Genomic DNA, 14,620 nt, shown 5'->3' on the forward strand with positions numbered 1-14,620 from the left:
CGCGGACGAAATGCGCGGAACGCGCTCCAGTTCACTAAATGATCGAGGGCGTTACTTGCGACGCTTTTTGCTTTGATCGAAGGCGTGCCAGGTGGCGAAAACACTGTTGAGGTGGGCTTGCAACGCACGTTCAGCCGCATCCGGATCCTGGCTACGAATAGCGTTGAAGATCCCAATATGCTGTTGATAGCTGGTGTTATTGTGCTCGCGCAATGCCTCTTCAGGTACCGCGGGACGGGCGGCGATCAGCCAGTCGATCAACGCGACGTGGATGGCCATAAAAATAGGGTTATTGGGGATTTCTGCCAGTACGCGGTGAAATTCGACGTCAGAACGGATAAACAGCGCGTTGTCATCCAGAGACTGGCTGTTAAGTTCCAGCGCTTTTTCAAGCAGCGCAATCTGTGCCGCGCTCGCATGCTGTGCGGCATGGCGTACCAGGCTCGATTCAAAGAACAGGCGTAATTGCTCGAAATGCGCAATCCCTCCCGGATGGGCAAGGAAATCTTTCGCCATGCCAGAGAGCTCACTGATGATGGTATCCGCAGACGGGCGTGAAATACGGGCACGCTCACCGTTTTGGATCTGCACCAGGCCTTTACGTTTTAACGCGGCCAGCGCTTCACGTACCGATGGCCGACCCACATTGAAAAACGCCATCAGCTCACGTTCAGAGGGAAGCTGCTCCCCCTCCGCAAACTCACGGCGACGGATCATCTGCTCCAGCTCTTCTTCTACCATCTCAGACAATTTTTTGCGCGCCAGCGGACGACGGCGCAACGCACGCCCAATGGTGTCAGAAGGGGTTTGTGCCTGTTTTTCGCTGGACTGGGTCATAAACGCTTTAAGCTAATAAGTTGAGATGAAGAGTGTTTTATCATAAAACCGCTAAAACCAACAGACCAATGGTCTGATGAGAAGCCCTCGCCAAACCTGCCGTGACTTATGAAAGTCTGCCAGGACAACACAGTAATCTTATTAATTAATCTCACACCCAATAAATGCCCGCTATTAGGTTTATGCTTCAGACGTAGAAAAACCGTCAGCCATTATTTTGACCAACCGTTCAAAATTATCGCGCTTCAATCCCGACATGTTTATCTCACCCCATTCTGAAGTGAGGATTTAATTAAAAAAAAGAAAACTATGTGGTCGACCTATGTCTTCCAGAAAAATAAGCAATAAAAAACGATAAATGTACAACGCGCTTTAATCCGTACAGAATTTCAAAAATAAATACCACCGCCAACGTAATCACTCACCACCCTATTAACACATTGAACATCCCGCTAAGCATAGCGGGTTTGTTACAGAAAAAAGACAGCCAGAACGGTTTTTTTCTCAGTCATGCGCGCCTGGCGCCATCAGGCCACAGCCTGCGCCACCTCTGGCCTGTACATTTAACGAACAACATAACCGTTGTTTTACATCAGCCTGTCAGCGTTTTTAATTAGCACGAAAATCATTATTCTCACCCGCGCTTTAACGTAATGCGTAAATATATCTCTGGCTCATAAAAAAGTATGATTGTGGGAAGATAAAGACCCTCCATAGTTATCTTCATAGCCCACCCGTAACATGTGATAACAATTCCAAACACAAATTAAGCATTGCTAAACAATTGTCATTACCAATAACCCTACCGCTTTGAGGGCGCCCTGCCGTTCAAAGCACCGAGTCGATTAGTGATTTTATTTATCTCGCCTGATGACGGGATAAATAAACTTACCCAATTTCCTGTCCCACAACCCGAAATATAACGGGCAAAAGGGTATTGCCGTTAATGACTTAACAGGGAGCCTATTAATGCAAGCATAACCTGACCTTTTACTCAGCATGACCCGGTGCATTCTTTTCTGGCGCCCATTCGGCGACCAAAAAGAAAGATGATAGCAAATCAAGAAAAGGTAATGACTCATGGCCGAACAATATGATTTTACTGTCACACTCCACGACCTCGACTTTATTCTGAAGCAGATCAAGCTCTCTGAATCGGCAACCACCGCCGAGGGTGGAATCGATGGCGATAAGCTTCGTGATGGCGTGGGTGACCCGCTGCTCCCCTACGGTATCCGCACCGTAGACGGCTCCTGGAACAACCTGCTACCCGGTCAGGAGCTATACGGCTCTGCCGACCAGACCATGCCAAGACTGGTTCCGCTGGATCTGGACGCCATTCGCAACAACCCTGAGCTGGCAAAATACCTCAGCGCCTCCGGGCCGAACAGCATGGTGACGGACACCGATCCGCGCTTGATCAGTAACATCATCTCGGACCAAAGCACCAATAACCCGGCGGCGATAGAGGCGGCGAACGATCTCAAGGACGCCCCCGGCGGCGGTGGCAGTGTCAACGGCAGCCTGAACATTCCCAACCTGTCGCCGGACGTGGGCCTGTCCCCGGGCTTTAACGGCTGGATGACCTTCTTTGGCCAGTTCTTTGACCACGGACTGGATCTGATCCCGAAAGAAGGCAACGGGATCGTGTTTATTCCGTTACTGCCTGACGACCCGCTGTATGTGCCCGGTTCACCGACCAACTTCATGCTCCTGACCCGCGCCAAAGTGGATCCCACGCTCAATACCGTGAACACCACCACCCCGTGGATCGATCAGAACCAGACCTACACCTCGCATCCGTCGCATCAGATATTCCTGCGCGAATACAGCATGATTGATGGCAAACCCGAGCCCACCGGCCTGCTGCTCGACGGCGCGCACGGGATCGCCACCTGGGGTGAGGTCAAAGCCCATGCGCTGGAGTTCCTCGGCATCAAGCTGACCGATGCGGATATTTTCAACGTTCCGCTGCTGGCCACCGACCGTTACGGCAACCTGATGTTAAGTGCCGACGGTAAAGTGCAGATTGTCACCGCCCATGGCCTGGTTTCAGCTAACGGCGATTTCTTACCAGCCGACACGCTGCGCACCGGTCATGCCTTCCTCGATGACATCGCCCACACAGCCGTGCCGAAATTTATTACCCTCGCGGACGGCAGCAACGTGCTGGCACCCGACGCCGATAGCGCCATCAACGGCACGACGGAAGCAGGCACCTACGATAACGAACTGCTCGACCGGCACTTCATCACCGGCGACGGTCGCGGCAACGAGAACATCGGCCTGACCGCCGTCCACTCGGTGTTCCACGACGAACATAACCGGCTGGTGGAGCAGTATAAAACCACCCTGCTGGCGTCAAACGATGTCGCGGTGATCAACCAGTGGCTGATGCCGAATCACCAGATCACCGAGATCCCCGCTGACACCAGCACTCTTGTGTGGAACGGGGAATACCTGTTCCAGGCCGGCCGCTTTACCACCGAAATGGAATACCAGCACCTGGTGTTTGAAGAGTTTGCCCGCGCCGTGCAGCCGGCGGTGGATCCGTTTGTGTTCTCGAATACCGCCGACATCAACCCGGCGATCTTCGCGGAGTTCGCGCACGTGGTGTACCGCTTCGGCCACTCGATGCTGACCGAAACCGTCGCCCGTACCGACAGCGACATGCTGAGTGATGACCTGGGTCTGATTCAGGCGTTCCTCAACCCGCTGGCTTTCGACAACAACGGCGCAATGAGTAACGAACAGGCCATTGGCGCCATCGTGCGCGGGATGACCCGGCAGATCGGTAACGAAATTGACGAGTTTATTACCGGGGCGCTGCGCAATAACCTGGTCGGTCTGCCGCTGGATTTGGGCGCACTTAACATCGCCCGCGGCCGCGAAACCTTTATGCCGTCCCTCAACGAAGCCCGCGCGCAGTTCTTTGAAATCACGGGTAACAGTGAACTCAAACCCTACACCAGCTGGTCGGATTTTGCCTATTACCTGAAAAATACCGCCTCGATCATCAACTTTATGGCCGCCTACGGTCAGCATAAGTTGATCACCGATGCCACCACCATCGCCGGTAAACGTGCGGCAGTGGAATTCCTGCTGTTTGGTCCGGCCAACGACGCCACCCGCGCCGATGCGTTTGACTTCTTCAACAGCACCGGCGCATGGGCGGCGAAAGAGACTGGCCTGAACATGGTCGACTTCTGGATTGGCGGGCTGGCGGAGCGTAAAAACGAGTTCGGCGGGATGCTCGGCTCGACCTTCAACTTCGTCTTTGAAACCCAGATGGAGATGCTGCAGGACGGGGACCGCTTCTACTACCTGAGCCGCACTCAGGGGCTGAACATGCTCAACCAGCTGGAGGCCAACTCGTTTGCCGCACTGGTGATGCGTAACAGCGACCTGGGCGAGGTCGGTTCTTCTCACGTCCACGCCAAACTGTTTATGACCCCGGACCACACCCTGGAAGTGAACACCCGGGTGCAGACCGAAGTCGATCCGACCTGGGGTAATACGCTCAAGGATCTGCTCACCCCGCTGGTGGTGCGCAAAGCCGCCGGGGCGGATGTCGACGGCGATGGCAAGGCCGACGGTGCTTATCTCAAATACTCTGGCGACGGTCACGTGGTGCTGGGCGGCTCGGAAGGTAACGACACCTTAATCGGTGGCAAAGGTATCGACAGTCTGTGGGGCGACGGCGGTAACGACCGGCTCGACGGCGGCGATGAAGCCGATACCGTGCACGGCGGCGACGGGGACGACATCATCACCGACACCGGTACGCCGGTGGGCGGGGCGGACTTCCTGCACGGCGATGCCGGGAACGACGTCATCTTCTCCGGCAACGGCAACGACCTGAGCTTCGGCGGCAGCGGCCAGGACTTTATTGTCGTCGGCGAAGATGCCCAGGAAGTGTTTGGCGGGCTGGATAACGACTTTATCCTTGGCGGCTCCGGTGCCGACGCGCTGTTAGGCAACGAAGGCGACGACTGGATTGAAGGCGGCGACGGCTTTGACTCCCTGACCGGCGAAAACTCCGAACTGTTCTTCAACAGCACCATCATTGGCCACGACGTCCTGAACGGTCAGGGTAACGACACCGACTACGACGGCGAAGCGGGCGATGACATTATGGTCCAGGGGGCGGGCATCCAGCGTAACAACGGGATGGCCGGTTTCGACTGGGCGATCCACAAGGGCGACACCACCGGTGCCAATTCGGACCTGGGCATTCCAATTTTCGTCAACCAGCAGGAGTTTATCCTGCGCGACCGCTTCGACCTGGTCGAAGGTCTGTCGGGCTGGAAATTTGACGACGTGCTCACCGGCACCGATCAGCCGCTCGGCACCGCGCCGGTGCAGGGCACGCCGCTGTCCAACAACCTCACCCTCGAAGGCGTGGCGCGGATCGCCGGGCTGGATAAGGTGGTCGGCAGCACCCTGATGAACGGCGCAGTCAATGGTGTGGTGCTTAACCCGGACAACGGGGCCGACATTCTCCTCGGCGGCGGCGGCAGCGACCGCATCATGGGTAAAGCGGGCAATGACATCATCGATGGCGATGCCTGGCTGAACGTGCGGATCGAAGTCAGAGATGCGCAGGGCGTGGCGATTAAGAGCGTCGACAGCATGAACGAAATCAAATTCGACATGCTGAATGGCGTCATTAATCCCGGCCAGCTGCACATTGTGCGCGAGATCCTCACCGACGGTAACAAAGGCGAAACGGACATCGCGCTGTACCGGGATGTCAGCAGCAACTATCTGTTCAGCCGTAATGCCGACGGTAGCCTGACGGTCAACCACGCCACACCGGATGCCGCCCTGCCGAACAACGACGGGATCGACCGCCTGCTGAATATCGAAAAACTGGAGTTTGGCGATCAATCACAGCTGTGGGTCACGGCGCAAAAAGCCACTGGCAACGTCAATATCAGTAGCCAGGCACCGTCAGCCGGGGATCTGCTGCGCGTCAGCACCTCCAACCTGCAGGATGGCAACGGCCTCGCGAACAACCTGCCGATCACCTACACCTGGCAGGCGCTGATCGGCGGCGAATGGCGCAACCAGGCAACCGGGGTGGAGTTCCGGGTGCCGAATAACCTGGCCGGCTCTCAGCTGCGGGTCACCGCCAGCTTTACCGACCGGATGGGCGATGCGGAATCGCTGGTCTCGGCCTTTACCAGCCCGGTCGGGCCACGCGATCAGCCGACCACCGGCGCGCCAACCATCAGCGACCAGACGCCAACCCGCACCATGGCGCTGACCGCAGTGGTGTCGGGCATTGCCGATGCCGATGGCCTGACGGGGGGTAACTTCCGCTTCCAGTGGCAGATGAGCACCCTGCTCGGCTTCGTCAACATCGCGGGAGCCACGGCGGCGACCTACACCCCAACCCAGGGCGTGGTGGATCGCGCTCTGCGGGTGGTGGTCACCGTCACCGATGATGAAGGCAACCCGTCGGTGGTACTGACCTCCGCCGCCACGCAGACGGTCGGGGATCTGATTGTCGGCAATAACGGCGGGAATGCGATTATCGGGACCGCCGGCAGCGATTACCTCGACGGCGGGGCGGGCAACGACACCCTGACCGGCCTCGGCGGGGATGATTTCATGCTCGGCGGCACGGGGAATGACACGCTGAACGGCGGCGACGGCAACGATGAACTGCACGGCAATGACGGCAACGACACCGTGAATGGCGGCAACGGCAACGACCTGCTGTACGGCGAAGCCGGAAACGACACCCTCGATGGCGGCGCGGGAGCCGATACGATGTTTGGCGGTGCCGGCGACGATATCTATGTTGTCGACAACGTGGGCGACATCGTGGTGGAGAACGCCAACGGCGGCAATGACACCATCCGCACCAGCCTCAGCAGCTACGACCTGACCGCCAACGTCGAAGTCCTGACCTACACCGGGCTGGGCAACTTCATCGGCACCGGTAACGCCCTGAACAACATCATCACCGGCGGCATCGGTAATGACCAGCTGTTCGGCATGGACGGTAACGACCAGCTGGTCGGCGGCCTCGGCAACGACTATCTGGAAGGCGGAACCGGCAACGATAACCTGCAGGGCGACGCCGGGAATGACACCCTGGCGGGCGGGGTTGGCGTCGATACCCTTAACGGCGGGACCGGGAATGACATCCTGATCGGCGACGCGGGGAATGACACCCTCACCGGCGGCAACGGCAGCGACAACTTCGTCTTCGGGGTCGGTTTCGGGCGCGACACCATCACCGACTTCGACAGTAACCCGACGGGCGGCCAGGACTTTATCGACCTGCAAACCCGGGGGATTACCACCGCAACGTTCGCCAGCAGCGTCTCGATCACCGGCAATAACAACACCACTACCCTGACCCTCAGCGGCGGCGACGTCATTATCTTAACGGGGACCGCAGCCAACTCCGTGACGATTAATGATTTCCACCTGCTGAGCTAAGGGTAAGTCGGGAATAAGCACATAACTTCATTGATGTCATAAGGAGCACACCATGCCGCGCCAGTATAAGTCGACAGAACTGAAAAAAGCCCTAAAGGGAACCAGGCCTGCTTTTATTATGCTGCTGTTTTTTAGCAGCGTGATAAATCTGCTTATGCTGGCGCCGGCAATCTATATGTTGCAGGTGTACGACCGGGTTCTGGCCAGCCAGAACACCACCACCCTGCTGATGTTAACGCTACTGATCGTCGGGATATACGTCGTTATCGGGATGATTGAATTTGCCCGCGCCAGCGTCATGACGCGGCTCGGCAATCGTCTGGATGTGAAATTAAATCAACTGGTTTTCAGCGCCGCCTTTAAGCGTAAAACAGCAACGGGGGATAATAACCCGGCGCAGGCGCTGAACGAACTGGGACAAATACGCCAGGTGCTTTCCGGCAACAGCTTATTTGCCCTGCTCGATATTCCCTGGACGCCATTCTATTTACTGATTGCGTTCCTGGTGCATCCACTGCTGGGGTATTTATCGCTGGGGGGGATCATTGTGCTCTTTTTCCTGACCCTGATAACGGAATTCGCCACCAAATCCCCCATTCAGCAGGCGCATGAATTAAGCGTGCACAACACCACCCGGCTGAACAAGCAATTGCAGAACGCCGACACCATCGAAGCGATGGGGATGCTCGGCACCCTGAAGCAGCACTGGCTGGAGCAGCACAGCAAAGTAATGGTGCTGCAAACCCAGATTGCGGATAAAACCTCGGTGCTCAGCAGCCTGAGCCGCTTTGTGCGAGTGCTGCTGCAGTCCGTGGCGCTGGGTGCGGGCGCGTTGCTGGTTATCGCCGGGCAGATCACCCCCGGGCTGATGATTGCCTCCTCCATTATTCTGGGTCGGGTACTGAGCCCGGTGGAACAGGTGATCGGCAGCTGGAAGCAGTTCGTCCAGTTCCGCAGCGCCTGGCACCAGTTGACCAAACTGCTGCAGGAGTATCCGGGCACTCAGGACGTCCTGACCCTGCCGACCCCGAAAGGCAACATCAGCGTCGAAGGGATCTTCGCCGCCCCTCCGGGCCAGAAAGCCGCCACGCTGCGCAATATCTCCTTCCAGCTCGAGCAGGGCGAAGTGCTGGGGATCATCGGCCCGTCCGCCTCGGGTAAAAGCTCGCTGGCGAAACTGCTGGTCGGCGTCTGGCATCCTCTGTCCGGCAAAGTGCGGATCGACGGCGCGGATATTTGCCAGTGGGATAAAGTCCTGCTTGGCCCGTCCATCGGCTATCTGCCGCAGGATGTGGAGCTGTTTGACGGCAGCATCGCGCAGAACATCTCCCGTTTTGGTCACGCCGACAGCGAACTGATCGTCGCCGCCGCGCATCTGGCCGGGGTTCACGAGATGATCCTGCGCCTGCCGCAGGGCTACGACACCCCGCTCGGGATGGGGGGCTATCAGCTCTCCGGCGGCCAGCGTCAGCGCATCGGCCTGGCGCGGGCGGTGTACAACAACCCGGCCTTTATCGTCCTCGATGAGCCGAATGCCAACCTCGACGACATCGGCGAAATGGCCCTTATCAAGGCGATCAACACTCTGCGTACCCAGGGGCAAACCGTGGTGCTGATTTCCCATCGCCCGACTCTGCTGGGGGTGGTCAACAAAGTCCTGCTGATTAATGAAGGCGCCGTCCAGGCGTTCGGCCCGCGCGAACAGGTGTTTGCCAACCTGCGCCAGGCCAACATGCTCAAATCCGTGCCGACCACTGCCGATGCACCCGCTGCCCACAGCCAGCAACCCCAACGAGAGGCATTATGATGAAAAAGAATAACAACAGCCCTGCGATGCCAGACGGTGACGGCGTGGATATCAATATTTGGCCGCCGTTGATTCGCGGCACGATCGTGATTGTGATCGCCGTTGGCGGGTTCTTACTGTGGGCGGTCAAAGCGCCGCTGGATGCCGGCGTGGTTGCCGAGGGTACCGTCACCGTGTCCAGCAACCGTAAAACCATCCAGCATTTAAGCGGCGGTCGGGTCACCGATATCTTTATGAAAGAGGGTGAAGTGGTCAAAAAGAACCAGGTATTAATGCGCCTGGACACCCTGCAGCTCGATATGCGCTACAGCGCGTTGAGCGCGCAGTTTATCTCCGCCAAAACCAGCGAAGACCGCCTGCTGGCAGAGCGCAACGGCGCGGATACCATCACCTTTAGCGACACGCTGAGCAAAAATTTTGCCAGCAATAAGCGGCTGGACGAAAGCCAGCAGCTGCAGACCAGGCTGTTCGAGACGCGCCGCAAAAATATTCAGGATGAGATCTCGATGATCGACGAGTCGCTGGATGGCCTGACCGAACAGACCGGCAACCTGAATAAAATAAAAGGCTACCGCGAGCATCAGTTCACCTTGATCAACAGAGAGCTGGGGGCGATCCGGGCGCTTGCCGAGAAGAACTACTACCCCAAAGCCCAGCTGATGGTGCTGGAGCGCGAAGCGGCTGAAATCTCAAGTACCGTTTCAGAGGACATTCTCAACATCGCCAGACTCAAATCACAGCAAAATGAACTGCGGATCAAGGCCTATCAGGTGCAGCACCAGTATCTGCGTGAAGTGGAGTCAGAATTAACCCTGAAGCAAAAAGAGGTGGCGATGCTGGAGGACGAGCTGATGTCGACCCGCCATGAACTGGATAACACGGTGATCCGCTCCCCTATCGACGGGATCGTGCTGGATGTCAAAGTCAGCACCGTCGGCGGGATCATTCAGCCGGGCGAGCATTTAATGGATATCGTCGCCGCCGGGCAGCCGCTGCAAATCGATGCCAAAATCCCGGTGCAGGCCATCGATAAGCTGGCTCCAGGGCTGACGGTCGACGTGCTGTTCCCGGCACTCAACCACGCCCTGCTCCCGTCGGTGCCCGCCCGGGTGCTGACGGTGTCGGCAGACCGCTTAACCGATAAAGTCACCCAGCAGCCGTACTACCTGGCCGAAGTACAAGTCTCCGCCGAAGGGGTGCATCTGCTGGGGGACTACAAGATCAAAGCCGGGATGCCCGCCAGCGTGACCATCAAAACCGGGGAACGCACTTTCCTGAGCTACCTGTTCAAACCGCTGCTGGCCCGGCTGGAGCTGGCGTTTAAAGAGATTTAATCCTGTCGCTACACCGCAGCGCCCTGCCAGCAAAAACATGCCGGGGCGCTGCGCTTGCCCGGCCTACAAAACCCGAAAAGCGTGCCCGTCACCTACGACGCCCCCTTCCGATACCGTAAACCTGTACACATTATTGTGCTGAAATGCTCTACCAGCGTGAAATCTGCTCGTTATTTCAGCAACTAAAACCTTTTTTTTACGGATTCGGAAGAATCTGTACAAGTTCTATGTACAACTTTAACCTTTTCGTCTATTTTTTGTATCAATCATTTAAACCTACCCATCCGGAGTCACTATGCGACGTAACGGTTCGCAACAGAGTTCAGCCATGGCCATCACGGCCTACTTCAATAAAGCCACCATGCCGACCCAACAGGAGACGCTGGGATTGATTGTGAGCGAAATTCTGAAGGAAGGGCGTAGCCTGAGCCGGCTGAGCATTTGCACTAAGTTGTTGCACCGGGTTGAATCGACTGAAAACGAGGAAGAGATTGCTCATTACAACGCATTAATTGGTTTGTTCTTTGAACGATAACGACAATCGAACTTCCATAGCTTCCATCAGTCAGTATTTGCTACGCGCCGGATCGCACCTGACGGCTGGCGTAAAACGTTACTGATAATATGCTGCGGTGAATATGTACTCCCGTCAGCAGTATGAGAACAGTTATGCACAGAACGAAAAATGAAAAACTGAAAGATGACCTTATTGGCGAAGCCGTATTATTAATTTTAAAAAATAATGGGCCGATAAATTTTAAGGCGCTGGCTAGCAAACTGCGTGCCATGGCGATGGGTGAAAGCGACCCCGAAAGACAGGCGGCGCTGGCTGCGGCAGTGGCCGAAATTGAACAACGCAACGCCGGGAGCGCCAATAACCCTGCAGAGACAAGGGGCAACTACAGCATTGATAATATGCACCACCTGATGACTAAAAATAGCCAACCCCGCGCTGATAAAAAACATTAACTTTATTCTGGTGAATAAGATGAACAAAGACATCGCACAGCACAGTTATAAATTTGACGCACTGCAAGACCAGGCTCTGGCCAAACATTTTCGTACCGCTGGCGCATCCTTATCTGATGAAGCGGCAGTATTAGGCGCCGCCATCAGATGTATTTTGCTCTGCGGCGATAACCTGTCGAATAAAGAAGTTATTCTTCAGTTGATACACGCGCTGGAAGTGACAACCGATCCTGCGGCTGCAGATGTCATCCGCAACACGCTGGAGATTGTGGTTGGCTTTACCCGCGACGATATGTGATCGTCATGTGCAAAAAGACAGAAGGCCAGCATCCCGCGAGCTGGCCTTTTAGTAAAACTGTGAACTCACCACAACTCCTGCAATAACACCCCCCTTGCCGAGAGCCGGCCACTTTTCTACGCTTACTTCACATCAAAAAGCGCACAACCCACATCGAATAAACCAGCAGCCTCATGCGTTAACATTTTACCTGTGTAATGGAGAGTCACCCTATGCTGCGCCCTCTTCTCCTGCTGGTCGCAACGCTGTTTTGCCCGCTGGTCCATGCGCTGCCGACCACCTGGAATATCGATACCGATAAGACAACCATCAGGCTGTCGTGGCATGCATTTGGTGGCATTCTGTCGTGGGCGAACCTGAGCGGCGTGACGGGGGCGGTAACGCTCGATCCCGACAATGAATTTGCCGATCGCATCAACGTGCAAATCCCGGTCGCCACCCTCAAAGCCTCCAACAACCTGCTCACCTGGCAGCTTAAAAGTAATCTGTTTTTTGATGCGCAGCGCTACCCGCACATCACCTTTACCAGCACCCGGGTGGTCAAGCTCGGTGAGGATCGCTATCGCGCCTTTGGCACCCTGGCGGTCAGGGATCTCACTCGCCCGGTGATCCTCGAGGCCTCACTCGATCGCCAGTCGGCGGGGGCGATCGCACTGCACGCCACCACCGCCATCTCACGCGCGGCCTACAAAATGGATCGCTTTGCGCTGGTGGTGGACGATCGGATTGCGATCTCCATCGCCATTAAAGCCAAAACCACCGCCGCACTATGACAGCGCGGCCTGTAATTGGCGGGCCGTTGCCTGTAATTGTGCCACCGGGGTGCGGGCAATCAATGCGAACTGATACTGCGGGTTACGCCACCAGACGATATTCATCCCGTAGCGCTGCTCAGTGCTGATGGCGGCGCCACTCCCCTGCTTATGCGCCGACACACACAGCGCCATCGGGCCGTAGTCGGCATGGTTCCAGGCAATCTGGGCAATCGGAATGCTTTCATAGCGCAGAATGCGCACCATCTTCAGCTCGCTCCCCGCTAACCGCAGCTGGCTTTCCTGCAGCTGCAACCCCATATCCCCGGCAAGACGGGCCAGACCACGGCGCAGCACCGGCGGTGAGCTGTCGGCGTCGAGCAGCGTTTCGCCGCTGTAGAGCGACATGTAGTGGGCCTCAAGGTCACGAATGCTGGCGTCCTCGTGCTGTGCCTCATCGTGGTCATCACCCCCCGGGCGCGCCAGATAGCCTATCCCGACGCCGGTGAGCAGAAACGCCACCGAGGCGGCAATCAGCGCCCGGCGGCTGACGCCCGCCCGCGCCAGCGCAGGGTCGGCAAGATGAGTTTCCAGTCGGGACAACATCTGCGCGTGGGGGGCCTCCATCAGCAGCGATGCAAAGGCTTGCTGATAATCCTGATTGCTTTTCATCAGCTCGGCGGTGCGCCCGGCGAGGATATCGTCGCTGCGCAGCAGGCGCGCAAACTGCTGCGCGTCGGCCTCCGCCATCTGCCCGTCGAGCCAGGCAACAATGGCCTCATCGTCATAAGGGGGGGTAAAGCGGAACGTGTTCATCCCCGTCTCTCCTTGGTGGATGGCGGGGCATCCACTGTTTTCGCCAGCGTCGCCCGCGCACTCGCCAGCCGACTCATTACCGTGCCGATCGGCACCGACAGGGTATCGGCCGCCTCCTGATAGGTAAAACCTTCGACATACACCAGAAAGAGCGTATTGCGCTGGGCCTCCGGCAGGGCGTTCACCCGACGCATGATCTGCTGATAGCGGCGTCGATCGTCATCCTGCTCAACGGTGTCCGGTGCCTGCAGATCCTCGCCGTCGACAAAGCCCTGCCCCATCCGCACGCGACGCGCGCGCAGATCGGAGATCCAGATCGAGTGCAGGATCGCAAACAGCCAGCGGTCGATGCGCGTACCTGGCGCATACTGGGCGCTCTTTTCCAGCGCGCGAACGCAGGTCGCCTGCACCAGCTCTTCGGCCATCTCACGATTGCGCGACAGAACCAGCCCATAGCGCCAGAGACGGGTCAGATGCGCAGCAAGCTGCTGGTGAACCTCGCGGGTGGCGATTTTCAGCTCCTCATAGACAGATTCAGGATTCAGGGTGGCCGTTAATCGCCGCCTGCAAATCCTGATACTCTTCACAGCCGTGGCCGCAGATGCTGGCGATGGCTTTTAGCTGTTCCCCGGCCAGATCGGGACGGCCTTTTACCATCCAGGCTTCGCCGAGATATTCCCGGGCCTGGGCATAATTGGGTTTAAGCGCCAGCGCACGCTGATAATAGCCAATGCCCTCGTCGGTGCGCCCGAGCTTGCGGGTGGCGAAGCCGCGATAGTTCCACGCCTCGGCGGTATTGCTGTTTTTCAGGCTATCCAGCAGGTTCAGCGCCGCCTGATACTCGCCTTTTTTCGCCAGGTGATAAGCGTAATGGGTTTTATCGGTGTCGCTCAGGCTACCGGACTTATCCGGCACGCATTTTTTGGTCGCACTGTCATACACCTGCCCGCGTGGGCAGTCCGGCGTGGTCTTGTCGGTATTATTATCGCCCATCGCCAGCGCATAAGGGGCCTGTAAAAAGCAGAACAGCAGCGGGATCGCCAGACGGACGGTTGAGCATTTACGCATGATCGTGACTCCAGGTTAGCAGCAGGGAAAATCAATCCGTAAACGCGCGATGCTTTTACTTTATTCGTTAAATTTATTCTCATTGCCCCCGAAGCGAAACCGTAAAAGCCAGGCTATACTGCCAGCCAGATATAAGCCACCGCAGTTAAAACTCATACCTTTGTCTTATTCTTATTTTGCTGCAACCTCCCTGACAATAAATAAACAAAGGATAAAATCATACTTTTGTATTATGCCATATATTTACAACGCGACTAATAAGCATTCCCTCAGACATTACAAC

The 14,620-nt window shown here is 56.8% G+C and carries 11 protein-coding genes; 7 read left to right on the forward strand and 4 right to left on the reverse strand.

Annotated elements, in window-relative coordinates; all coding sequences use genetic code 11:
• Nucleotides 1–51: 51 nt before the first annotated feature.
• Nucleotides 52–837 carry a transcriptional regulator NanR gene (gene nanR, locus M8013_RS08150; protein ID WP_271267290.1) on the reverse strand — a complete coding sequence of 262 codons (786 nt, stop codon included), beginning with the start codon at nt 835–837 and terminating at the stop codon, nt 52–54.
• 1,080 nt (nt 838–1,917) lie between these two features.
• On the opposite strand from nanR, the gene M8013_RS08155 reads away from it, so the two are divergent.
• The 7 genes from M8013_RS08155 to M8013_RS08185 all read left to right on the forward strand — a co-directional run bounded on the left by M8013_RS08155 (nt 1,918) and on the right by M8013_RS08185 (nt 12,474).
• On the forward strand, nt 1,918–7,293 hold the full coding sequence (locus M8013_RS08155) for a peroxidase family protein (RefSeq protein ID WP_271267291.1): 5,376 nt from the start codon (nt 1,918–1,920) through the stop codon (nt 7,291–7,293).
• A 52-nt stretch (nt 7,294–7,345) separates the two neighbouring features.
• Nucleotides 7,346–9,100 (forward strand): type I secretion system permease/ATPase, encoded by a 1,755-nt coding sequence (locus M8013_RS08160; RefSeq protein ID WP_271267292.1) that lies wholly within the window; start codon nt 7,346–7,348, stop codon nt 9,098–9,100.
• Nucleotides 9,097–10,434 carry an HlyD family type I secretion periplasmic adaptor subunit gene (locus M8013_RS08165; protein ID WP_271267293.1) on the forward strand — a complete coding sequence of 446 codons (1,338 nt, stop codon included), beginning with the start codon at nt 9,097–9,099 and terminating at the stop codon, nt 10,432–10,434. The genes M8013_RS08160 and M8013_RS08165 overlap by 4 nt, the downstream gene beginning before the upstream one ends.
• Nucleotides 10,435–10,729: 295 nt before the next feature.
• Nucleotides 10,730–10,969: a regulatory protein YcgZ gene (gene ycgZ, locus M8013_RS08170; protein WP_271267294.1), complete on the forward strand. Its 240-nt coding sequence runs from the start codon at nt 10,730–10,732 to the stop codon at nt 10,967–10,969.
• A gap of 134 nt (nt 10,970–11,103) precedes the next feature.
• Nucleotides 11,104–11,403, forward strand: coding sequence for a hypothetical protein (locus tag M8013_RS08175; protein WP_271267295.1), 300 nt, complete (start codon nt 11,104–11,106; stop codon nt 11,401–11,403).
• A gap of 31 nt (nt 11,404–11,434) precedes the next feature.
• Nucleotides 11,435–11,701, forward strand: coding sequence for a biofilm development regulator YmgB/AriR family protein (locus M8013_RS08180; RefSeq protein WP_418939530.1), 267 nt, complete (start codon nt 11,435–11,437; stop codon nt 11,699–11,701).
• A 212-nt stretch (nt 11,702–11,913) separates the two neighbouring features.
• Nucleotides 11,914–12,474, forward strand: a complete 561-nt coding sequence (locus M8013_RS08185; protein WP_271267297.1) for a YceI family protein — start codon at nt 11,914–11,916, stop codon at nt 12,472–12,474.
• Here the strand turns inward: M8013_RS08185 and M8013_RS08190 are convergent.
• Genes M8013_RS08190 through M8013_RS08200 form a run of 3 tightly spaced genes read right to left on the reverse strand, consistent with a single transcriptional unit; the run spans nt 12,469 to nt 14,337 of the window.
• Complete coding sequence (locus M8013_RS08190) at nt 12,469–13,269, reverse strand: anti-sigma factor family protein (protein WP_271267298.1); 801 nt, start codon at nt 13,267–13,269, stop codon at nt 12,469–12,471. The genes M8013_RS08185 and M8013_RS08190 overlap by 6 nt on opposite strands.
• On the reverse strand, nt 13,266–13,841 hold the full coding sequence (locus M8013_RS08195; protein ID WP_418939531.1) for a sigma-70 family RNA polymerase sigma factor: 576 nt from the start codon (nt 13,839–13,841) through the stop codon (nt 13,266–13,268). Before M8013_RS08195 ends, M8013_RS08190 begins: the two co-directional genes overlap by 4 nt.
• Nucleotides 13,804–14,337, reverse strand: coding sequence for a tetratricopeptide repeat protein (locus M8013_RS08200; protein ID WP_271267299.1), 534 nt, complete (start codon nt 14,335–14,337; stop codon nt 13,804–13,806). Before M8013_RS08200 ends, M8013_RS08195 begins: the two co-directional genes overlap by 38 nt.
• Between the last annotated feature and the right edge of the window lie 283 nt (nt 14,338–14,620).

Source organism: Silvania confinis (assembly GCF_025564085.1).
Taxonomy (GTDB): domain Bacteria; phylum Pseudomonadota; class Gammaproteobacteria; order Enterobacterales; family Enterobacteriaceae; genus Enterobacter; species Enterobacter confinis.

What these genes read in the sequence shown, in the direction of transcription:
- nanR (WP_271267290.1), bottom strand. Translation starts at nt 837, where the DNA reads ATGACCCAGTCCAGCGAAAAACAGGCACAAACCCCTTCTGACACCATT.
- ycgZ (WP_271267294.1), top strand. Translation starts at nt 10,730, where the DNA reads ATGCGACGTAACGGTTCGCAACAGAGTTCAGCCATGGCCATCACGGCC.
- M8013_RS08175 (WP_271267295.1), top strand. Translation starts at nt 11,104, where the DNA reads ATGCACAGAACGAAAAATGAAAAACTGAAAGATGACCTTATTGGCGAA.
- M8013_RS08200 (WP_271267299.1), bottom strand. Translation starts at nt 14,337, where the DNA reads ATGCGTAAATGCTCAACCGTCCGTCTGGCGATCCCGCTGCTGTTCTGC.
- M8013_RS08165 (WP_271267293.1), top strand. Translation starts at nt 9,097, where the DNA reads ATGATGAAAAAGAATAACAACAGCCCTGCGATGCCAGACGGTGACGGC.
- M8013_RS08190 (WP_271267298.1), bottom strand. Translation starts at nt 13,269, where the DNA reads ATGAACACGTTCCGCTTTACCCCCCCTTATGACGATGAGGCCATTGTT.
- M8013_RS08155 (WP_271267291.1), top strand. Translation starts at nt 1,918, where the DNA reads ATGGCCGAACAATATGATTTTACTGTCACACTCCACGACCTCGACTTT.
- M8013_RS08160 (WP_271267292.1), top strand. Translation starts at nt 7,346, where the DNA reads ATGCCGCGCCAGTATAAGTCGACAGAACTGAAAAAAGCCCTAAAGGGA.
- M8013_RS08185 (WP_271267297.1), top strand. Translation starts at nt 11,914, where the DNA reads ATGCTGCGCCCTCTTCTCCTGCTGGTCGCAACGCTGTTTTGCCCGCTG.